This window comes from Reichenbachiella sp. (genome assembly GCF_039969095.1).
Classification (GTDB): domain Bacteria; phylum Bacteroidota; class Bacteroidia; order Cytophagales; family Cyclobacteriaceae; genus Reichenbachiella.
This window is the reverse complement of sequence record NZ_JBDVOL010000015.1, coordinates 80,547-103,447: the sequence shown is the minus strand read 5'-3', so window position 1 is coordinate 103,447 and position 22,901 is coordinate 80,547. Positions and strand designations below refer to the sequence as shown.

Sequence of the window (22,901 nt, the reverse complement as noted above, 5' to 3'; positions counted from 1 at the left end):
CGCTGCTTTTCTCTAAGAATCCAATAGTCCGAAAAGGATCACCTAGATAGACCAGGTGATGACACCTGTTAATAGAATTATCACCTAAAATCAGGCATGTCCAATTTTTTCGCAATTCTATGAGCAGCATTCAGCAAGCCAACATGACTATACGCCTGCGGGAAGTTACCCCACATGCTACCATCCTTTTCATTTACATCTTCACTGAGTAGTCCCACATGATTTGAATATCCTACGATGTTATCGAAGTATTCTATAGCCTCATCCAAACGGCCTACACAAGCCAGTGCCTCCACGTACCAGAACGCACAAATCAAGAAAGTGGTCTCAGGTTCACCAAAATCATCTTGATGTTTGTATCTATAAAACAGCCCATTCGAAGCCTTCAATTCTTTCTCCATGGCTTTAAGATGCGCTTTCGCCCGATCAGAATTATTGTCAAGGTAATTCATATTGATGAGCTGCAGACAGCTGGCATCCATACGATCGGTACCTATCGCCTGGCTGTATCCTTTTTTGCTTGCACTATAACATTGCTCAATTTTATTCTTGGCAATTTTTCCGAGCTTTTGTGCGAGCTTGCCCATTTTTTCGTCTTTGAGTACTTTCGCTATTTTTTCAGCCGCCAAGCTTCCTGCCCAGTGAAAAAGATAAGTATAGCAGTGATGTTGGCTCAGGTTCCTGAATTCCCAAAGTCCCGCATCTGTCTGCTCCATGGTTTTATCGATGAGACCCAGCGTTTTAAAGATCAAATCGCCTGAATCGTACCTGTCGGTAAAAATGATTCGCTGATCATAATACAAAGGCAAAAGTGAAAGCAGCACCTGACCATAGACATCATTCTGAATATGCTCGTACGCCTGATTACCAACACGTACAGGTTGGTTGCCTTGATAGCCTTTCAGCTTAGTTTCAATTTCCACCAAATCCTTTTCACCTCCAATCCCAAATAGCGGTTGATACCTGTCATTCTCTGCGCTGGTGATATTCATGATGTAATGAAAATATTTTTCCAGCTCTTCAAAGTGACCAATATTATTGAATGCATTTAGCGTATAGAATGTATCCCGCATCCAGCAGAATCGATAATCCCAATTCCTTGTAGATCCAGGTGACTCTGGCAAACTCGTGGTTGTCGCGGCTACTATAGCACCTGTATCTTCAAATTGATGAATCTTTAGAACCAACGCCGATCTAATAGCTGCCTTTTGATAGAAGTTGGCTATGCTAGCTGTCTTCACCCATTTGTGCCAATAATTCACCGTACGATTTAAGAATAGTTCCGCCGTTTCCTTTAAATCTGATTCCATTGGAGGTCCAAAAGTGAGAACCAAATACTTTGTTTCGTTGAGCACGAAATCCTGATCCTTCATCAGATAACTCAAAGATATATTGGTCGTTAACCTCACCTGAGAGTCCAACCCTGAAAATCTAATATGGTTACTACCAAAACTTCTTTCTGGTCTCGTATTTCCATAATCTCCTACAGGATCGCAAACCACTCTAATATTTGGATGATCTGAAATCGGTTCTATTTTTCTGATGAGCATCAGTGGCTTATAGCTCCTCCCATGTTGTAAATATCGCGGCGCAAAATCAGTGACTTTGTACTTTCCCGTAGCACAAGCGATTTCTGTAACCAGCACGTTTGTATTTTCGAGGTAGTATTGTTTTGAGTCATATGAGCCTTCGACAGGTAATGCCGAAAACTCACCGCCCTTTTCATCATCCAGCAGGTTTCCGAAAATGAAACTGCTATCGAAACGAGGCCAGCACATCCAGGCTACGTTTGTATCTTTTTTGATATGAGCGGTATATGCACAGTTGCCTATTACACCAAAATCATAGGTATGTCTATTATCCATGTATCTGGGATTAGAATTTCAGAAAATTAGTTTTTGGATCGTGCGCTGTAGAGATCGAATCATAATCTGGCCAATTCAATCAATACGCTAAAATGATGAAATATTATCAATTAATGCCATAATTATTGCAACTTTGTTCAGCGAAAATTCACATTTATTAATAAACACACAATGAGAAAGAAAATAGTAGCGGGAAACTGGAAGATGAATAATGACCTGTCGGCAGGTAAAAAATTAGCGCAAGAAGTGCTAGACAAAGCGACAGGAAATGAAGAGGCTCAGATTGTTTTGGGTACACCGTTTATCCATTTGACTGCTTTAGCAGAATCAGTAGTCGGTAAAAAAGGAATCGAAGTAGCCGCACAAAACTGCAGTGACAAAGCTTCTGGGGCTTACACAGGAGAAACTTCTGCCGAAATGATCAAATCCACTGGTGTCAACTATGTAATCCTCGGACACAGCGAAAGAAGAGAATACTTCAATGAAACTAATGCAGAACTTGCGGCTAAATTGGATTTGGCTCTGGTCAATGGTTTAACACCAATTTTCTGTTGTGGAGAACCATTGGAAATCAGAGAAGCCAACACACAGTATGATTATGTAAAGCAACAATTGACTGAAAGTTTATTTCACCTTTCAGCAGAAGAATTTGCTAAAATCGTTATCGCCTATGAACCAATTTGGGCCATTGGTACGGGTAAAACGGCAACATCTGCACAAGCACAAGAAATGCATGCTGAATTAAGAAGTCACTTGGCTAGCAAATTTGGTCAGGATGCCGCCGACGCATGTCCTATCCTTTATGGTGGAAGTTGCAAACCTTCTAATGCCAAGGAGATTTTCGAAGGAGCGGATGTAGATGGCGGATTGATAGGAGGAGCATCTTTGAATGCCGATGACTTCCTAGCGATTGTCAACTCATTCTAAAAGTGAATTAAGCAACATTTTCCTGATATGATCTCATTCATAATTGCATTTTTGATTGGTAGCTGGGCCGATTCAGACATCGTCTCATCTCAAATTGATCCATGTGAAATTTACGGTAAGGTTTATATAGAGCCTAACCCAAGGTTTGCACACTTTCGAGTATACGAAGACGATTCAGAAGCCTTTGCAGATATCATCATTTTTGAAGAAGAAAATTCTTTGTTTGCAGATGAGGTAGGTCACTGGTCTTTTGTGGATGACCGAGATTTTGCTGATGTTTACATATACTTTGAACAAGACCGAAATATGGCTGACTTCTCTGTCTACTACACAGAGTACGCTTCCTTTGCCGGCTGCAACAGATAAATGACGTTTACAAAGATAATTTTCCAAACTAACCGAGAATTTGCTGATATCCTCACGGCCGAATTAGCTGAGATGGGCTTCGACACTTTCGAAGAAACCGACCAAGGATTAGATGCATATATCCTAACCGAAAGATATTCTGCTAGCCATATCAAAGAAATGGTAGAGCGGTATCAACAACTAGCCACGATAGCTTACAAGGTTGAAACCATCGAGAAGGAAAACTGGAATGAAGAATGGGAGAAAAATTATGACCCCATTGCTGTAGATAGCAGATGCAGAGTTCGAGCGACTTTTCATGAGCCAGACGACTCCTATGACCATGAGATCGTAATCACTCCCAAAATGTCATTTGGCACTGGCCACCATGCGACTACACAGGGCATGTTGGAACTTCAATTGGACGGAAATTTCGAAGGGAAGTCTGTTTTAGATGTCGGTTCAGGCACTGGCATTTTAGCAATCATGGCTTTTAAACTAGGCGCAGGCTATATAGAAGCTACAGATATAGACCAATGGTGTGTTGAAAACGGACTAGAAAATTTCCAACTCAATGGTCTCCAAGGAATCGATTATCATAAGGGGGCAATAAGCACGCTTGAGCTCAATAAGCCTACTTATGATGTAGTCATTGCCAACATCAACAAAAATGTATTACTGGAAGAAATGTCATATTACGCCAATCTTTTAGAAAAAGGTGGCCAGCTATTTCTCAGCGGTTTTTATGAAGAAGATATTCCAGATATAAAAAATAGCACTGATTCATATAATCTTTTGCTTGAAAAATCAGTTATCAAAGACAACTGGACGGCATTGATGTTCTCTAAATACTGATAAAGCGCATAGCATATCGCAATCGGTTTACTATCTTTAGTCGTTGATTCAGAATAGCATTGAATGGTCTGGCATAGACATATATATTTTCTTCTTTTATTTACCCTTTCCACAGGTTTAGCGCAAGCGCAATACTTTAGGTTTTCTACAGAACCTGATCAGTTTGTAGAGGATGTTGTAAATAATATCAATGCCATTGATACTGAACCAGCTAAAAAAGTCGCCTATGATTTTAGAAATGCCTGGACGTCTCAAATAAATGAAGATCAAAAAGCTTCCATTATTACGCTCTGTGGCAAAATGGAAGATCGTCGATTCGCTACCAGACCTTATCACGAATACTTTTTTAGCCTGATCACCTATGCGCTCACACAAGAAAATGCGAATCCTGCAGATTTATCCAATATTTTGGATGTTTGCCACTACGCTGTAGATCATTATGAAAGAAAAGAAGTTGCAGAGTTTTATAAATCACTTACCTTCTTTTTTGCACGAGGTGCGCTCTACCATTCACATTACAACAAACTATCCACATCTGGAGGTTCATACAAAGTGGTTTTACTGGAAGAAAGTTTACCCGAACCCGAGCCGGCTGAAGCAGAAGTGATAGAAGAAGAGGAATTCATCACAGAAGACGAAATCGAAGAAGAGTATGTTGAAGAAGACACGGGTTCAGACGACGGCTGGGGAAGCGATGATGGATGGGGTTCTGATGATGGATGGGGCAGCGACGATGGATGGGGTAACGATTCTGGTTCAGGAAGTGATGGCTGGGGTAGCGACAGTTTTGGGAGTGAAGAGGTTGTAGAAGAAACCTATGAAGAAGAGAAAAAACCACTTGTACTCGAACGACAAGTCTATTCACTCGAAAAAATAGATCATGTCGCTGAGATGCAAGCCAATGATAAAGACCCCATTTTGGCCGGACCTGCACTTGAATTGACAGGTATAGATTTTAAGATTGCGACTCCGTACGACACTTTAACTATTAACAATGCCTCCGGAACTTTTCTTATTAAAGACCAAATGTTTATAGGTAAGTCAGGAGAAGTAGACTGGCCAGATGATCTCCGAGGAACGGATGGAGCTGTAGTTGTACTGGAAGGCTATTCCTTCAATGTGAAATTTCCACGTCTCAAAACTTCTCGAGCAAAACTGAAATATCCAGACCTTTTCAATGGAGAAGCTCCTGGTGCTTTTTATTTTAAAAGTGGCAAAAGATTAGCTCATGAAGAAAAGTTCTACCCGCAGTTTATTTCTCATTATTCAGATTTGGAATTAAGCCTTTCGGATGATCACCTGAAGTACAATGGCGGATTTGCTATGAAAGGTGCTAAGAAATTTGGAACCTCTGTTTCCAAAAACCCATCCACCATAGAAGGAATTGCAAAAGGACGATCATTTACGGCAAAAGCGGAAGAATATGTTTTTGAGGATTCTTTGATACTATCTGACAAAGCATCTTTTGTTTTGTATCATGGTTCAGATTCCATTTACCATCATGTGGTTCGTTTAGATTATGACCAAGCCATATCAAAGCTTACACTTCTCAAAGACAAAGGGGAATACAAAAACACCTATTTCTTTTCTTCTTTCTTCAAACTTGAATTCAAAGCTGATATGATCGAATGGGAACTTGAATCAGATAGTTTGGATATTTCGATTCTAAATGCCAAGAACATAGTGCCTGCATTGTTCGAATCTGAGGAGTATTTTAATCCCTTGAGGTATAAAAAAATGACTGGTTTGTATGAGTTTCATCCCGTACGGACAGCAGTTGAATTCGCAAGACTTGTACAAAGTTCTGAATATAATTTGCTTGAAATGCAGGAGCATTTCAACATCAAGCCAGAGCTTGCACGATCAGCCATGCTCTTTCTAAAACAAAACAACTACATTCTTTTTGATGAAGAAAACCTTCAAATCAAAGTCTTACGAAAAGCCTTTCATTATGTAATGGCTTATACCAAACAGAAAGATTTTGACAATATTCTCATTTCTTCTCTCAATCCAAAAGGATCGAATGCCTCGCTCAACTTTGAAACAGGTGAAATGGTAGTCAAAGGGGTTAGTCGAATTGTGGTGACTCCTGATGAAGATGTTCGTATTACTCCAGATTCTAGTAGAATTACCCTACTCAAGGATAAAGACATCAAATTCAGTGGTGGAGTAAATGCTGGCGATTTCAGCTATCAGGGAAAAGATTTTTTCTTTAATTACGATGAATATTTGATTCAAATGCCGGTCATAGATTCTATGAGAATTCAGGTAGACTTTCAGGAAGGTGGCGAGGAGCACAAAACAGCCCTCAGCAACCATCTGACTCAAACGTCGGGAACACTCTACATCAATCACCCTAAGAATAAGGCGGGTGTACGAAATTTTGCTCAGTACCCTTTCTTTGTTTCAGATTCTGAGGCTATTGTGTATTTCGATGGGCCGGACATTTTGGATGGGGCCTATGATAAGTCCATTTATTTTGTAGTGCCTCCATTTGAAATGGACAGTATCAATAGAGACGACCCTGCTGGAATAGCTTTCAAAGGAACCTTCTTCTCTGGAGGAATTGTGCCACCGATAGCAGAAAACTTGGTCATCATGCCAGATCGATCTTTAGGTTTTGAGCATATCATTCCAGCAGAAGGCTATCCTTTATACAAAGGAGAAGGTGTGCTTTACGATAGTTTGACTTTGACTGCCGATGGTTTGAGAGCCGACGGGCGTATCGATTATCGTACTACCACAGTGAATTCTGATGACTTTATTTTCTATATGGACTCCGTTTCTGCAGTAGGTCAGGAGGGAGTAATTCGTGAAGGTAAAATGGATGAAGCGTCTTACCCTGAAGCAGTGTTGGCCGATTATAAGATGCTTTGGAAACCACTCAAAGACAGTATGTATATTGCCAATAGAAATGAGCCATTCCAATTTTACAATGCCACAGCATCACTCGATGGTAAAGCAAACATTACAGCTGGTGGTGTATATGGGTCTGGTGAAATGCTTTCTAGGGGTTCTAAGTCTATTTCGAAAGAATTCCATTTTAGCCAATATGAATACTCAAGCCGACATGCTGAATTCGAAATATTGACTGATAACCCCGATAAGCCGGCAATGAAAGGCGATGATATTGCACTAAATTTCAATCTACTAGACAACATTGCTACAGTAAGGCCTGAACAAGAAGGAGTAGCTGCAATCAGCTACCCTTATGCACAGATGAAAACTTCAATTACTGAAGCTACTTGGTATCTGGATTCGGATCGAATCGCAATGGTCAAACCAGAAGAAGTGGACATTGCATCTTCATATTTCTACACGACACGTGAAGAATTGGACTCGTTGGCATTTAACGCTACCAATGCATTCTATGACATCAAATCTTTTGAACTTAACATTCAGGGAATCCCATACATCAAAGTAGCGGATGCGGAAATCATCCCTGACAATAATGAAACTACGATTTATGAAAATGCAGTATTGAGACCTTTCGAAAATGCAAAACTGAAAATCGACACATTAAATGGCTATCACAACCTGTTTGATGGCAACATTACTGTCATTTCTAGTAAGAAATTTGAGGGTTATGCTACTTACGAATTGGTCAATGCTGCTCAAGATACTTTTGCCATTAAGTTTGATAGCTTCGAACTCAAAGGGTTTCAAGTAGGTAAAAATGAATATGATAGTATGACAGTCTCTGGCGGCACAGTGTTAGAGTCACAAAAACTACAACCATCTCCTGGGTTCTTTTTTGCTGGAGATGTTACCATGTATGCTGACCGAAAAAACCTTGAAATGGAAGGTCAAGTCAAACCCAATATTAAAAGTCTAGGAGAATACGATTACTGGATCAATTATCTAGTGCCTGAGGGGCAGGATCAAGTAATAATCGATGTAGATACAGCCACCACCACCACTGGACAACCCATTGTAGCTGGCTTACTGTATAATAGTGTGACTTATGACCTATACATGTCTTATGTGCATGACAAAATTAGGCCAGCAGACGAATACGTATTCAAAGCTGGTGGATTGCTTTCTTATGTGGATTCACTGAAAGAATTTAGAATAGAAGACCCAACAAAAACAACCAACGATACTTACGCCGGCAGGAGTTTTATTTATAACGACAGTACAGAGCAACTCTTATTTGAAGGCCCCGTCAATTTCATTAAAAACAAGCCTGAATTTTCAATGGAAGCGACAGTTCTAGGTTATGCCAAACCCGATTCCAACACCTATTTTATGGACGCTATGTTGGCATTGGATATGAAACTTCACCCTACGGTCATTACATCAATGACCACAAACGTAACCGATGTAGTTGCCCAAATTGGTCCTGATGTTGCACACTCCAACAGCATTGAGGTCATGTACAAATTAGCTGATATGATTGGTGATGCAGCTACCAAGAATTATGAAAATAATTCAATGAATGAATATATGGCTCTGGCAGAAAGTTCACCAAAAGTCACAAAAACACTATTTATCTCTAATGTGAACCTTGCCTGGTCTCATAGACATAGAGCATTCTACAATACTTCTAAGCTTGGCCTTTCGCACATTCTACAGACTGATATCAATGCACTGTCGGATGGGTTCTTAGAAATTACAAAATCGGATGATGGTGATGACATCGTTCATTTGTTTTTACAAATAGCACCTTCTACCTGGTATTTCTTCAGCTATGAGCATAGCAGACTGATGATGTTCTCATCTAACAATGATTTCAACAACTTCGTAACTGAAAATTCTAAAATTGCTAGTACGGGACTCGGTGAGTATACGACAGTATTAGGAGACGAATTTGAAGTTCTAAAGTTTGTCAATGATTTTAGAAATAGATACTATGGCATCAATGAAGCCTATAGTTTAGAATATCCTGAGGAAACACACCTTGAAGAAGACATCTATCAAACGATAGAAGAAGGCGCAGATACTCCTCAAGAACAACAACCTGTGGAAGAGGATTACAATACTTTCGAAGAATTAGATGAAGACGAAGACGACGGGTTCTAACTAGACTTTGCTTTCTTCCCAACCTCCAAACAGCCAGTTGCCGGCTGCATTTGGATTGTCACTTCTCATAAACTGATCTACAGAACGAATCATCTCTTCTTTAGAGAGGCGACCATCTTGATTAATATCCAAGTTTCGGAATGCTTTCGGTGCAAAACGTACTTCAATACGCATTCCGATGAATAAATCAATGTATTCAGTTTGAGAAATATAACCATCATCATTGATGTCAAATAATTTGAACAGTGTGGAAACAAAATTGTTCAAGTACTTTTTGTAGGTTTCAATATTTTTTGGGTCAAGAAGAACAGTCATAAACTGTAACCATTGCTCTTTAGTACCCTGCTCATTCTCAACAAATGGAACCAGCTTATCCCAAATTCCCTGAGTCATTCCCATGACTATCTCATATTCGGGCGTGTCCAAATCTATATCTCTGATGATGGCAAGATTTTCGCCAATTGCTTCAAAATCATCAGCTTCAATGGAACCATTTTTATCAAAATCAAGGATATTGAAAAAATGAGATAACTTCTTTATTTGTAGTGGTGTTAACATAATATCTCAAACTTATAAATTCTGTAAGATTTTACCTACGGTTGCTCTCTTCTTGTAATCAGGATCAAAGAAAGCATATAATATTTTTTTGTCTTGCCCAATGATATAAGTAGCTGGCACCGGTAAGTTTGGCCCATTATCTCCATTGGCTTCGTCGAGGTCTATGCCCCAAGTTTTATACTTTTTTAGTAGTGCTTCTTCCATTTTGAACGCCACATGATAGGTATTCATAATTGATAAATCCTTGTCATGAATTATTTTGAATGACGCACTCGTTTTATCTATTGTTTTGGCAATACTTTCAGGTTTTTCTGGAGTTACTGCTACTACTATGCCTCCTTTTTCCGTAATAAAATTGAGGGAGTCTTCTAATTGCGACAATTGTTTGTTGCAGTGAGGGCACCAGAAACCTCTGTAAAACATAAGAACCACAGGCCCCTTTTCTAGGGCTTTGTATAATTCAAATGGCTGTCCGTTTTGATCAACTCCTTGAAAATTGAGTGCTTCATCTCCTTCATTCAATTGGAATGGAGCCTCTTGCGCCATCAAATTTTGCGCAAGCAAAAGCACAAATATGAGTAATGCATTCCCAATCTTCATTTTAACCAAAGACATAGTTTATTAATTTAGGCTAATATAGGGGTTAATGCGTTTCATTCACAAATTTTATTACCAATAGAGGACAATTGATAACAAGTGCCGTTCTCTATTGAACTTTCAGAATATCCTTCATGTGAAAAATGAAGTTTTGAAGTGCTTGCTCCCATGTCAAATCAGCATCCCATCGCGAACCCAAGTAGACATCTTGAGTGTACACATGTTTGACATAGTATTTATATACGACAGCTTCAACTGGCAAGGTATGAAGCGAGCTGCCAGAGCGGATACTTACATAGTCGGTTTCGTAAGGATCTATTTCATAATCTAACATTTCACGAACAGTTCTACCTGTGCCATGGATAGAAAGCAATACAAATTGATGGCCTTGATTATATATATCTCGGTCATCAGAACTCTCTGACAATTCATATTCCAATGGATAGTCGATCATTATTTCTTCGAGTCTTCGATTCTTTTGCTCAACTTCATTGTTGTATGCAGCAATCTTTGCTAAGGTAATTGCATCCAAGGCCGCACTATCTTCCATTTCATATTTTTTGAATTTCGGAATGACCAATTTATCCACCTTGAGATCCATAGCGTAAGTGGGAATCCTTTTGCCCTTCAGGATATTTGCATCTGTGAAGAACTCTGGGATATCCGGTACAAGGTAATTTTCTCTTTCCATCTCAGCACGAATCACATCTTTTCTCATGTCTGTCAGCAACACATCCAAATCTGGTCCAGTAGTCTGCCAGGCCTTTTGCCTTTCAGAAATGAAACTTGGCTCATCATTAAATCCACTAATAGTTATTCGATAAGACTCCACTCCTGCACTACTCGTTGGAAACTGTTCTAAAGCAAGAATATATTTAATTTCCCTTTTCTCCATTTCCTTAGCAATGGACGCATTCGCATCAGGGCTGGCAAATACATCATCCATATAATAATAGGCGACAGGATCTATCTTCATGCGTTTGAAAGCTGCATGTGCTTTAGCAGATAAGGCCTTCCAGTCGGCTCTAACATTTGGGTTTTTGTCAGACCAAGGCACTGAAACCAGCACTACCGTTTTCCTTGACAGCAAATATTTCGGCAAATGGGGTTGAATATCCAGGTTTTTCAAATCTAGCCATTGTTCCCCTTTAGGCTGAGCTATAGCTGAAGAATCAAGCTTAGCTAGACTAATAACTAAAAGGATGGATACTACAATGGGTTTGACAAACTTCTGCAATGGGTAATATTTATTCTTCTTTTGAAAAATCAACGCAGAAAATTAGCCAAATTGGTGCACAACCTCGTATGATTATTTGAATTAATCTAAACGATATGTGTAAATGCGAATGGGCCATGGGTCATTTTGAAGCGTATGAAAAGTATCATGATACAGAATGGGGTGTTCCTTGTTTTGACGACCAAGTCCATTTTGAATTTATGATCCTTGAAAGTGCTCAAGCTGGCTTAAGCTGGAGTACTGTATTAAAAAAAAGGGAAGGGTATAAAAAAGCTTTTGCTGATTTCAAGGTGGAAGAGGTAGCCAAGTTTGATGAGCCCAAAATTGATTCTCTTATCTCCAATTCGGCAATCATTCGAAATCAGCAAAAAATCCGAGCTGCAGTCAACAACGCAAAGTGCTTTATTGAAATACAAAAAGAATTCGGCACTTTCTCAAAGTACATTTGGTCATTTGTAAATGACAAAACGATTGTAGGCCACTGGAAAACTAAAGATGAAGTACCAGCCACGACCTCAGAATCTGATCACCTTAGCAAAGAGTTGAAAAAAAGAGGGTTCAAATTCGTAGGTAGTACCATTATGTACGCTCATATGCAGGCCACCGGACTGGTCAATGATCACACCACAGACTGCTATAGATACAAGGAACTTTTGAGTTGATTGTATTCTTATTTATCTTCGCCTTGTTATTTAAAAAGAACTAAGATTATGTTTAATCCAGCAGTAACTTCAGGAGTTGATTTGTTTGTAAATATTGTGATCGTACTAGCCAGTTTCGCTGCAGCGGTTTCATTTATTGACATTAGAAATACTAACAAAAAAGAAGAGAAAGAAGGTTAATCCCTTTCTTAAAGAAATTTATCCCACCCGATAGCTGTCGCGGTGGGATTTTTTATTACGCTACTTCGAGCAATTTCTTGACCTCATCCATGATTGACGCTGAGCCCGTATTAACGGCAACCCTTAGCGCTTTCAGTCCACTTACTCCTTGCAATTCTTCTAGTTCTAATTGCTCCACCTTGCCCTTCAAAAGATCCTTGTTTTTTAAATAATCGATGTATTTTAAATATTCCTCAGCATCCTTTTCCTGAGAATATATGATGGCAATTTTGCCAGGTTGAGTGATCCTTTCCTGAGTATCCTTCACCAATGCTTTATCTATTCGTTTTTTTGTAATCTCATAGCGAATATTATAAGCACCGTCAACATCAAATTTTTTCTCTTCTTGTCTAAAGCGGATAGAAAGCGGGTTGGAGTGTACTAAAATCAAATGAGTGGTTTCTAGCGGCATTGGCAATTCAGATACCACAGCTGCAGTACGATTTGCAATTTCTGCCGTCACAACCAATTGCCATAATCTTAAATTTCTCAAATACACTTCATCAAATTTGAGGTGCTCTACCATGGATGCACCAATATAAATATTATGCTCTACACCATCAGTTTTATACTTTTCGAAGTAGTGGGGAAACATTTTCTGAGCACTTTTTTCCTCTTGGTCTAAAATTCCTCCTATAATATCATTGATCGCCGTGAGACTATCCTCAAAATTCTTACGATGCTCATAAACCACTCCTAGATTGGCATCCAAAGCATTCCAGTAAACCTTCGAAAAATCTTTGTCGCCCGTGTGATTGGTTTCAATATTTCTAATAATCGGCTCAACTTCATTTTGAAGAAATTCCAGAATCAAGGATTCATCGCCAGTCACTAATTTGTTTTTGATTTTTTTTCTGAAATTATCCAGACGGAATATAGTTTCATCTAATATCGGCAGATTAGAGAGCTCCATAGCCATGTTCAGAACTTTCTTAGCCAGTTGTAACTGGCGATTCAAATCTTTATAAATGCATTCATGCCTTTCAACTGAGGAATTTCGAATATCTGAAGCAGCGTATAAGGGATAGACATCATTGAATACGATCTGAGGTGCAACTGGGCTTTTATGCTTAGCAATTTGATCAAGCATCTCATGCGCTGCATCGTTAAATTTCCATTCCACCGTTGGGTGGATAGAAGTATATTTCTCTTTGATCAAGTTTTGAATACTGTTTTCTAATTCTTCCGAACTTCTCTTCACTGCAATGGCAAAAAGTGGTAGCACCTCTCGTATTCTTGTGAGTGTGAGTGTATTCAAATCTCCTTTATTTGGAGACGCCAATTCAAGCAATCCTACGAATTCATCATTATAAAATAAGGGGTTGAGTATAAGGTTTTGGACGCCACATTCCTGAAGAATTTCCGATTGAGGTTGAAGTGCATTACGGCATTCTGCCATATCTTCAACGATCATAGGATCTGCCTGATTAGCAAAACGCTCAAATAAGTCAGCCGTGGCAAGAGGACATTCTATTCGATCTTGATCACCCATAAGAATACTCCGTCTAGCATTTCCACCAAAGTTGAAAAACTTATTCTTGCTTTTCTGATAGGCAGAAATACCCAATCGTAAATCTGATAATTGTAATAAAGATCTGAATTTCTGTTCCAGGTCTTCAAACCTGCTCCCCTCAGTAATGCTGTCCTTTTCCAACAAGGTTTCTTTCATTCGAGAAAGCACCTGATCCTTTGTCACTTCGGTTAATTTGAATATAATCAAACCCTGAAATTCAAAAAGCTCAGTGGGCAGTTTTTCCATCCATATATCAATATCTTCGATGTGGTCAGTTAGGTGTTTCAAATCTTCCTCTGTTAGCTCGGGCAGGGTTCCATTCAATACAATTTCACAGAATTTTGGATTGATCTCAATTTTAAAATATCGTTTCAGTCCGGTACGATGATCAGAGAGTGTATATATAATATCCTTATTCAGTTCGATAGTGAGGCCATAGTACGTCTGCATAATAGCGAAGTAAGCAGCCATGGTCTTATGAAGCATGATTTGAGCCATTTCCTCAGGATCAAGCAAGGCCTCATACGATCCTGCCTGAATCATCAAATCCTTATACCCTTTGGTTGAATGAACATCTTGTTTTTTGAATGGAGCCATTGCCGATACCATTTCCTCCTCTTCAGTAAAAGGAGAAAATATGGCCGTCATCAGAAGATTGACAGTTTCTCTATGCTTATCAAGTATTCCCAAATCTTCTATAGGAGCAAGCAATTCTGGTGCTTGACTCACTCGGTCCATTATTAACTTGGCAGTTGACGCCAAGTGAGCATTCGGGTCATTGATACGCATCCCCCAATATCCGATCAAATTGGCAAGACTTAATTTACTTTCAAATGGGAATTCTAATCCCATATTGCATTGGTCAAGTTCTTCGTCCATAATTATTATTAAAAGCCTCTATCTGCGAACGAAAGGCCTCATTCTTTAGTTTCAATTACTTAATATAACCACTAAAAAAGATTTAACACAGATATCATACTTATCACTTAAGATTGGTTTCTGTTTCGTTTATATTTCTTTTTTTAATTGAAAAAGGCATTGGAGGCAAATAAGAATACCGAACAGGAGAAGCAAGACGTAGTCAACACTTATTTCAACAGGGATCTAAGCTGGCTTACTTTCAATTACAGGGTGTTGCAAGAAGCAGAAAGCAGTGAAGTCCCTTTATTTGAAAGGCTCAAGTTTTTGGCTATCTATTCATCTAATCAAGATGAGTTTTTTCGAGTTCGGGTCGCTAACATTCGTCGTTTGGTAGAGATCGGAAAGAAAAAAATTAACAAAGCGTTAGACATTGACCCTGATGTATTGCTTGATAAAATTCATGACCGCATTCAAATCCAGTTAGACCAGTACGGTAATACACTTCGCAATAGTGTATTGAAAGAATTGGAAAAAAATGGCGTTTTTATCTTGTCACCAGAACAACTCAATGAGGATCAACGAGCCGCTTGTCTCTATTACTTCAAAACCAAAGTACTATCTTTTTTACAGCCGTATCATTTTGATTTGGCTAGAAGAGAACCATTTCTCAATAATCGAGAATTATATTTTGCATTAAAGTTGAGAAGTAAATATTCTCAGGGCATCAAATTTGCATTCTTAAATATCCCGTCGAATAGACTGCCTCGATTCTTCAAGATTCCATCTCCGAGCTTTCAATTTCATTACATATTTCTGGATGATATTGTTGCCATGCACTTGGATTTTGTATTCCCAGATTACGAAATACTGGAGTGTAAGAGCATTAAAATGAACAAAGATGCTGATCTCAATATTGAAGATGAGTTTAGTGGAGATTTGGTTGAGAAGATTCAAAAACAAATTCAAAAACGAAATTTGGGCACACCTTCTCGTTTCTTATTTGATCGAACTATCTCTGCTGAATTGCTTGAAAATTTTCAAGATGTATTTCATCTTTCAGAAGATGATTTAGTTTCAGGCGGGCAATATCACAGTTTGTTTGATTTTATGGATTTCCCTAATCCAGTCGGGAGCGCTCTCGAATTCGAATCACAAGAGCCATTAAGGAACCATAAAATAGATCGTTATCGATCTATTTTCACTGCTATTGATGAGTCGGATCAGATGTTGCACTTTCCATATCATAGCTACAACTATATCCTACAATTTTTCAATCAAGCAGCTATAGATCCGCATGTGGCCGAAATCAAAGTAGCTTTTTACCGTATGGCATCTGATTCTTTGATTGGAAATGCCTTGATATCTGCAGCCAAAAACGGCAAAAAAGTAACGGTGTTTATTGAACTCAAAGCGAGATTCGATGAGGAGAACAATTTGCTCTGGGCGGAAAAAATGCAGAAAGAGGGAATACGGATTATTTATAGTATTCCTGGACTCAAAGTGCATGCAAAAGTGGCCTTGGTAAAGAAAAAAACCGACGAGGGTACTAATAAAATCTATTGCTTTTTCGGAACCGGCAATCTGAATGAAAAAACAGCAAGTATTTATTGTGACCACGGCTTGTTGACTGGCCATGATAAAATGGGTGAAGAATTGGATGAATTATTCAAATACCTGTATAAAAGAAAACAGCCCAAACCCTTCAAGCATCTTTTAGTTTCACAATTCAATATTGTTGAAGCGTTCAACCAGCTGATTCAACGTGAAATCAATCATGTGAAAAATGGCAAGGAAGGTAGGATTATCATTAAACTCAACAACATCGAAGAACGGGGCATGATTGACAAACTCTATGAAGCAAGTCGTGCGGGCGTGAAGATCGAAATGATTGTACGAAGTATCTGCTGTCTAATTCCTGGTGTGCCAGAGATGAGCGAAAATATTACAGTAAGAAGAATAGTTGGCCGTTATTTAGAGCACGCGCGCGTTTTTTGGTTCAACAACAACGGAAAAGACGAACTGTTTATGGGCTCGGCGGATTGGATGAAACGAAATCTAAAAAGCCGTGTAGAAGTTACCTTTCCAATCTACAACGTAGAACTAAAGCAAGAAGTCAAGGAAATTTTGAACCTTCAGCTTCAAGACAACACCAAAGCGGTAATGCTAGATCAAAAGCAAAACAATATTAGAGTAGAACGAAAAAAAGGAGAAAAGCTCTATCATGCGCAAGTAGATACTTACCAAATGGTAAAAAAGTGGGAAGAAAATGGGTAATAAGTACGCATTTATTAATACATATATTGATTCTTAAAAAACACTTCTGCCACTATAAAAGAAAGCACAGCAACTACAAAACCAAACATAAAAACGGTATAGGCCACCCTCAATCTTTTATATTTTTTCCCCAACACAGCACCTAGATAGTAGATGTCCTTAATTAAACTTCCATAGAGATAACTACTGTCATTCATGAGTTCATTCATCCCCCACTCATATTCACTTAAACTCATCTTATGAAAATTACCAAAAAAGAGAAGGTTCGTTCGTTTGTTAGTAATATCACTTTGCGTGAATTTGCCTTTTGAAATATTAGGTCGAGTAGCCAAAATGCTCAATACTATCGTCACCAAACATACAACTGTCATAATCAAAGTAGGAATAATAAAATGAGGATATTCCTCCAGTTTTCTTATTAAAACCGAAACGATAATTGATAAAATAATTGAGTTGATGGAGATCATTATGTTGGCTTTGTTATCAGCCATGGCACTAAGATCAAGGTGATTTTTTGAGGTGGTTCGAAACATGGTTTCAATTCCTCGAGTAGGTTTATTCTCCTTATTAGTAGCTTTTTCCAGTTTCTTTTCCAGACTAGCTATCTTTTTTTTTAAATCGGAATTTCTGATTTTCTTATCCTTAGAAATTTGCTCCTTTAGCTCATTCAAATTCTTTTGTTTGCCTTCTTCAAAATGTTTTCTTGCATAATCAGTAAAGTAAGTGTGGCCACTTAGAAAATCTGCATTTATTTTTCGCCAAGAAGAATCTTTGAATTTTTCTTCTTTAATCTCTTCCCATTCTTTTCTGAGTAAGTTGGATCGGGCCTCAAACTGATCGGTAGATAAATGGTAAAGGTCTGCATCACAAAGAACAGATTCCATATGATTGAGTGGCCGCTGCGGCATCATAGTTGCCATGATACAGCCTTCAACTTGGGCAATTCTCTGGCTTGGAAAATTCTGCTGCTCTAAAAAGTTTCTACAAATCTCCGCGCTTTTTCTTTCATGGCTTTCACAATCTGTGATGTGCCCTAAATCGTGGAACCAAGCGGCAAGAGTTACAGTCTCAAGATCTTCATTATTGAGCCTTTCCCCCTTAGCAATGAGTATGGCTGCATTTACTACTTCTTGGGTGTGTATCAAGTTGTGATATAAAAAATGCTCTGGCAACTCCTTTTTTAGAGATGAACTAACATAATCTTCCACTTTTGATAGAACCGAGGACTTAATTGCCATTTATTTTTTAGTTAAACTACAAATAAACAAAAATGAGTTGAAACAAATTCCTTGCAGAAGGTGTAACATACCAAACGCATTTCATAATTTTAGTTTTAGGGTAAAAACCCACTCAATATAATCGAGAACTTATGCCAAAAGCAAAATTTTACTTGATAGTCCTTTGGACATTTTCCTTCGGCTGCCAATACAATTCTCGCCCAACGGCAGAAGCCTTGTTTCATCATGTCCCGAAAGCTTTGGACAATTATAACCTCAGAAAGCCTGATGCCAAATATTTTCTTCCTTATGTCTTAGAAGAAATCTCTGGATTAACCTACCATAAATCAGGTGTCATTGCCTGTGTTCAAGACGAAGAAGGCAAAGTGTTTTTTTACAATCATCACTCTCGTAAAATAGATAATTCCGTAAGGTTTGCTGACTCAGGAGATTATGAAGGTATTGCTACCAATGGTGAAAAATTCTATGTGGCAGAGAGTAATGGGCACATTTACAAATTTGAGCTGAATGCAACTGGTGAAATAAAAAAGGTTAAAAAGTATAACACAGACCTAAAAAAACACAACGACGTCGAAGGATTGGTCTACGACCCAGCTCTAAATAAATTGCTTGTGGCATGCAAAGGAGATGGGGAAATAAAGGGAAAAGAGAAAAAAGGTAAGTCCGTTTTCTACTTTGACATAGACAAAAAAGAAATTGAGCATAAAGCGGCTTTCAATATCACAAAAAATGATATCAAAAACTTTCTGGAGCAATACAAAGACTTTAAGTATGAGGAAAATCGAATCAATTTCAAACCTTCTGGAATTGCCCTCCACCCCATAAATGGTCATTTCTATATTATTGCCTCAGTTGGTAAATTGCTGTTGATAACTGATCGAAATGGAGAGATTAAAGGAAGTATTCCAATAGACCCTAGACTACTTGGCCAACCAGAAGGTATTTGTTTTGCTCCGAACGGAGACCTTTTTATTTCTAGTGAAGGACAAGGTGACAAAGGCTATATTCTAAAGTTTAACATGAAGTAATGATTAGACCTTTGTTATTTTTTCTTTTAATAGGATTGGCTAGTTTCTCACACGCTCAGTCTCCTGCTGCAAAACATCAGGTATTTTTGATAGGTGATGCTGGAGAACCTTCTTTAGCCAAAGACAATCTTTCGGCATTATCAAGTCAACTCCAATCGGCTGGGAAAAATGCCACTCTTATCTTTCTAGGGGACAACATATACCCAAAAGGACTGCCACCTATAGAGCATCCTAACAGAAAAGAGGCCGAAGAAAAGCTAAAAATTCAATTTGAAATTACAAAAGACTTCAAAGGAAAAACGATCGTGATTCCAGGCAATCATGATTGGGCCAAAGGCTCAAAGGAAGGATGGAATCATATTCTTGAACAAGAAAAATTTGTTAAAGATTATTTCGACAGCAAAAAAGTGTTTTATCCAAAACATGCGGAACCAGGCCCTGAAGAAATAAAATTGGCAGACGGATTATATCTCATTGTCTTTGATATGCAATGGATGCTCCATGCTTGGGAAAAACCACTGGAGGATGACCCACTGAACCGGACAGAACCAATAGATGTACTAGTTGATATTTCTTCTTTGCTTGAAAAGCACAAAAATGATCATGTGATTTTAGCGTCACACCACCCACTTTACAGCTATGGAGCTCATGGCGGAAAATTCCCTTTGAAGTCTCACATCTTTCCTCTAACAGAACTTAACGAAAACCTCTACGTCCCACTCCCAGTTATTGGATCCATTTATCCGGGATACAGAGCTACTGCTGGCTCTATCCAGGACATCCCTCACCCCGAGTACAAGACCATTAGAAATACAATTGAGGGTTTTCTTAAAAAATATCCGAATGTCATTTATACGGCTGGTCATGAACACTCACTTCAGCATATTCAGAAAGATGGCGTGAATTATATAGTTAGTGGATCGGGATCAAAAACTACTTACCTGAAAGAAAATGGCGCGTATTTGACTTTCGGTACATCTTCTGTGGGTTTTGGAAAAGTAAACTACCAAGAGGCCGATGTCTCTCTTGAATTTTGGACTCCTGAAAGAGGCTCTCCAAATGGAAAACAGATTTACGTCAAAGAGTTATATAGTTTCAAGTATACGCCAGACCCACATGCCAATTACCCTAGACCAAATTTCAAAGAAGATAAAAAAACTACCTCTGCATCCATGCAATATCAAGCATCAAAAAGCAAAGAGAAATGGATGGGCTCTAATTATAGAGCGGTCTGGAGCATACCTGTAGAGGCACAAGTATTTAATATAACAGAAGAAAAAGGAGGGTTGGAAGTGATCAAGCGAGGTGGTGGAATGCAAACCAACTCACTTCGACTTGAAGCCAAAGATGGCAAGCAATATGTACTTCGCTCAGTAGAAAAATATGCATCAAAAGCACTCCCCCATGTACTAAAAGAAACTTTCGCAGTTGGCGTGGTGCAGGATCAAATCAGTTCCAGTCATCCATATGCAGCATATGTAATTGCACCTATGGCTGATGCGGTTGGCATCTATCACACCAACCCTCGTTTGGTTTATGTCCCAGACGATGGTGCATTTGGTGAATACCGAGAAGTATTGGGTGATGAATTAGCGCTTTTTGAAGAACGGCCAAGTGGAGACTGGTCTGATGCTAAGTTCTTCGGCTATTCAAAAGATGTGATTAGTTCTCCGGACGTACAGGAGGAGTTACTTGACGACAACGACAATAGCGTAGATCAGGAATTTGTTTTACGCAATAGGCTATTTGATATGGTGATTGGCGACTGGGACAGACACGAAGATCAATGGCGCTGGGCATCTTTCGAAGATGGAAAAGGCAAGCGATACCGACCGATCCCAAGAGACCGGGATCAAACTTTTTTTATGAACGAGGGCATACTTCCTAAAATAGCCAGTAGAAGATGGGCCATGGCCAAAATAGAAGGTTTCAACGATGAAGTCAGATGGGCGCCAGGATTCAATTTTAATGCTCGTTTCTTCGATAGGATTTTTATGAATGAACCAGATCGCGAAGCTTGGCAAGCTATGATCCAATTGGTTCAAGATAGTTTGACCGATGAGTCCATAGAAAGTGCTATCAATTTGTGGCCAGAAAATATCTATGCATTGACAGGAGAAAAAACGATTAATACGCTCAAAGCAAGAAGAGATCATTTACAGGATTATGCTTTAGAGTTTTATGAAAGTTTGGCCAAAAATGTGAATGTGGTAGGCACGGATAAAAAAGAATTATTCCTGATCAAAAATATTAGCTCCGAAGAACTACAAGTCACTGTACATAAAATCTCAAAACGTGGTCAGACAGAACAGATCATTTACAATCGAATTTTTAATTCCAACGATACGAAAGAAGTAAGGGTTTATGGATTGAATGATGACGATGAATTTAGAATTATTGGAAATACGAAGAGCAAGGTAAAAGTAAGAATCATTGGTGGAGAAGGAGATGATGAAGTTTTGGATTCGACGGATAATTCTGCTCAAAATGTTAAGCTATATGATCGTAAAAACACTACACTAATCGTTTCTGATCAGGCAAGTTTTAAATCCCGCCTTAGTAATAATGCTCAAATCAACGACTACAACAAGTATGAATTCAAATACGATGTATTGATGCCCTTGGTCTACGGTTCGTATAATCGAGACGACGGTGTGTTTTTGGGTGGTGGATTTATGTATACGCAGCATGGCTGGCGAAAAGACCCTTTTGCATCCAGGCATCGCTTACTTGCAGATGTTGCAGTCGCGACTGGTGCCTTCAATATTGAATACAAAGGCGATTTTAATAATGTGCTGGGTCAATGGAACCTTGAAGCGCTGATCGATATTAAAAAACCTGAGGTGAACAACTTTTTCGGAATCGGAAATGAATCCATATACGAGGTAGACAGAGGAATTGACTATTACCGTTTACGAATTGAAGACTATTCGATTTACCTGTCCATCAATCATGAAATAGGTAACACCGGAAAATTTGCTTTTGGCGTTCATCAAAAGTCCGTTGAAATAGAAGAGAATGAAGGGACATATATTACTTCTTCAGGGTTCAACGAATTCAATACAGATGAACTTTTTGATGATCCAAGACGATATGGAGGAGCATTTTCTACACTAGAATTCGACACAAGAGATGAAAAGCTTTTTCCTACTAGAGGACTCTTTTGGGAATCAGAAGTCTCAAGTTATCAAGGACTAAATAAAAACGCTACTGACTTTACCCATCTGCATTCCAATCTGGCACTATATTATAGTTTTCAATATCCAGCGATTGTTACACTAGCCTCACGAACTGGGTACGCTCACAATTTCGGGAAGTTTGTACAAGATGAATTTTACAACGCCAACACCTTGGGAGGTCGAAGTAACTTGCGAGGCTATAGAAAAACTCGATTTTATGGACGAACTACCTTTTACCAAAATGTTGATTTGCGTATCAAATTGTTAGACTTTTCTTCCATCCTCTTTCCTGGCAAATTTGGTATACATGGATTTTATGATGTGGGCAGAGTCTGGACTTCTAGTCCATCCGATCTATGGCACCGATCAGCAGGACTTGGCTTATGGGTGGCGCCTCTCAGCAAAGCAGCTGCCTCATTATCTTATGCATTCTCCTCAGAAGAAAACTTGATCTCCTTTGATTTTGGTTTTTTCTTTTAGCTAAAGTCCAATTCATTCTACATTTTATTTTGCTAATTTTA

15 protein-coding genes are annotated in these 22,901 nt (G+C 38.8%); 9 read left to right on the top strand and 6 right to left on the bottom strand.

Annotated elements, in window-relative coordinates; genetic code table 11:
* Positions 1 to 80: 80 nt before the first annotated feature.
* Entirely contained in the window at positions 81 to 1,865 is a 1,785-nt protein-coding gene (locus ABJH98_RS15805) for a glycoside hydrolase family 15 protein (RefSeq protein ID WP_348308671.1), read from the bottom strand.
* A gap of 171 nt (positions 1,866 to 2,036) precedes the next feature.
* Here ABJH98_RS15805 and tpiA point away from each other — a divergent pair, with 171 nt between their 5' ends.
* From tpiA to ABJH98_RS15785, 4 genes are all read left to right on the top strand, one after another.
* A complete protein-coding gene (tpiA, locus tag ABJH98_RS15800) occupies positions 2,037 to 2,792 on the top strand; it encodes a triose-phosphate isomerase (protein ID WP_348308670.1) in 756 nt (251 codons plus the stop codon).
* A gap of 27 nt (positions 2,793 to 2,819) precedes the next feature.
* Positions 2,820 to 3,158, top strand: coding sequence for a DUF6150 family protein (locus ABJH98_RS15795; RefSeq protein ID WP_348308669.1), 339 nt, complete (start codon positions 2,820 to 2,822; stop codon positions 3,156 to 3,158).
* Positions 3,159 to 3,992 (top strand): 50S ribosomal protein L11 methyltransferase, encoded by an 834-nt coding sequence (prmA, locus tag ABJH98_RS15790; protein WP_348308668.1) that lies wholly within the window; start codon positions 3,159 to 3,161, stop codon positions 3,990 to 3,992.
* Between the two features lie 63 nt (positions 3,993 to 4,055).
* Positions 4,056 to 9,014, top strand: a complete 4,959-nt coding sequence (locus tag ABJH98_RS15785) for a hypothetical protein (RefSeq protein ID WP_348308667.1) — start codon at positions 4,056 to 4,058, stop codon at positions 9,012 to 9,014.
* Here ABJH98_RS15785 and ABJH98_RS15780 read toward each other — a convergent pair whose 3' ends face one another.
* From ABJH98_RS15780 to ABJH98_RS15770, 3 genes are all read right to left on the bottom strand, one after another.
* Positions 9,015 to 9,572, bottom strand: coding sequence for an EF-hand domain-containing protein (locus ABJH98_RS15780; protein ID WP_348308666.1), 558 nt, complete (start codon positions 9,570 to 9,572; stop codon positions 9,015 to 9,017).
* A gap of 12 nt (positions 9,573 to 9,584) precedes the next feature.
* The gene (locus ABJH98_RS15775) at positions 9,585 to 10,187 is read right to left on the bottom strand and encodes a peroxiredoxin-like family protein (RefSeq protein ID WP_348308665.1); all 603 of its coding nucleotides are present in this window, start codon (positions 10,185 to 10,187) and stop codon (positions 9,585 to 9,587) included.
* A 91-nt stretch (positions 10,188 to 10,278) separates the two neighbouring features.
* Entirely contained in the window at positions 10,279 to 11,406 is a 1,128-nt protein-coding gene (locus tag ABJH98_RS15770; protein WP_348308664.1) for a hypothetical protein, read from the bottom strand.
* A 95-nt stretch (positions 11,407 to 11,501) separates the two neighbouring features.
* Here ABJH98_RS15770 and ABJH98_RS15765 point away from each other — a divergent pair, with 95 nt between their 5' ends.
* Entirely contained in the window at positions 11,502 to 12,068 is a 567-nt protein-coding gene (locus ABJH98_RS15765) for a DNA-3-methyladenine glycosylase I (protein ID WP_348308663.1), read from the top strand.
* A 48-nt stretch (positions 12,069 to 12,116) separates the two neighbouring features.
* Positions 12,117 to 12,248 carry a hypothetical protein gene (locus ABJH98_RS15760; protein ID WP_348308662.1) on the top strand — a complete coding sequence of 44 codons (132 nt, stop codon included), beginning with the start codon at positions 12,117 to 12,119 and terminating at the stop codon, positions 12,246 to 12,248.
* A gap of 55 nt (positions 12,249 to 12,303) precedes the next feature.
* Here ABJH98_RS15760 and ABJH98_RS15755 read toward each other — a convergent pair whose 3' ends face one another.
* The gene (locus ABJH98_RS15755) at positions 12,304 to 14,679 is read right to left on the bottom strand and encodes a GAF domain-containing protein (RefSeq protein ID WP_348308661.1); all 2,376 of its coding nucleotides are present in this window, start codon (positions 14,677 to 14,679) and stop codon (positions 12,304 to 12,306) included.
* A gap of 147 nt (positions 14,680 to 14,826) precedes the next feature.
* Here ABJH98_RS15755 and ppk1 point away from each other — a divergent pair, with 147 nt between their 5' ends.
* Entirely contained in the window at positions 14,827 to 16,935 is a 2,109-nt protein-coding gene (gene ppk1 / locus ABJH98_RS15750; protein ID WP_348308660.1) for a polyphosphate kinase 1, read from the top strand.
* 14 nt (positions 16,936 to 16,949) lie between these two features.
* Here ppk1 and ABJH98_RS15745 read toward each other — a convergent pair whose 3' ends face one another.
* A complete protein-coding gene (locus tag ABJH98_RS15745) occupies positions 16,950 to 18,173 on the bottom strand; it encodes a Pycsar system effector family protein (RefSeq protein ID WP_348308659.1) in 1,224 nt (407 codons plus the stop codon).
* A 131-nt stretch (positions 18,174 to 18,304) separates the two neighbouring features.
* Between ABJH98_RS15745 and ABJH98_RS15740 the strand changes: the two genes are divergently transcribed.
* Together ABJH98_RS15740 and ABJH98_RS15735 are read left to right on the top strand one after the other, a co-directional pair.
* Complete coding sequence (locus ABJH98_RS15740; RefSeq protein WP_348308658.1) at positions 18,305 to 19,201, top strand: SdiA-regulated domain-containing protein; 897 nt, start codon at positions 18,305 to 18,307, stop codon at positions 19,199 to 19,201.
* On the top strand, positions 19,201 to 22,860 hold the full coding sequence (locus tag ABJH98_RS15735) for a BamA/TamA family outer membrane protein (protein WP_348308657.1): 3,660 nt from the start codon (positions 19,201 to 19,203) through the stop codon (positions 22,858 to 22,860). Before ABJH98_RS15740 ends, ABJH98_RS15735 begins: the two co-directional genes overlap by 1 nt.
* Positions 22,861 to 22,901 lie beyond the last annotated feature (41 nt).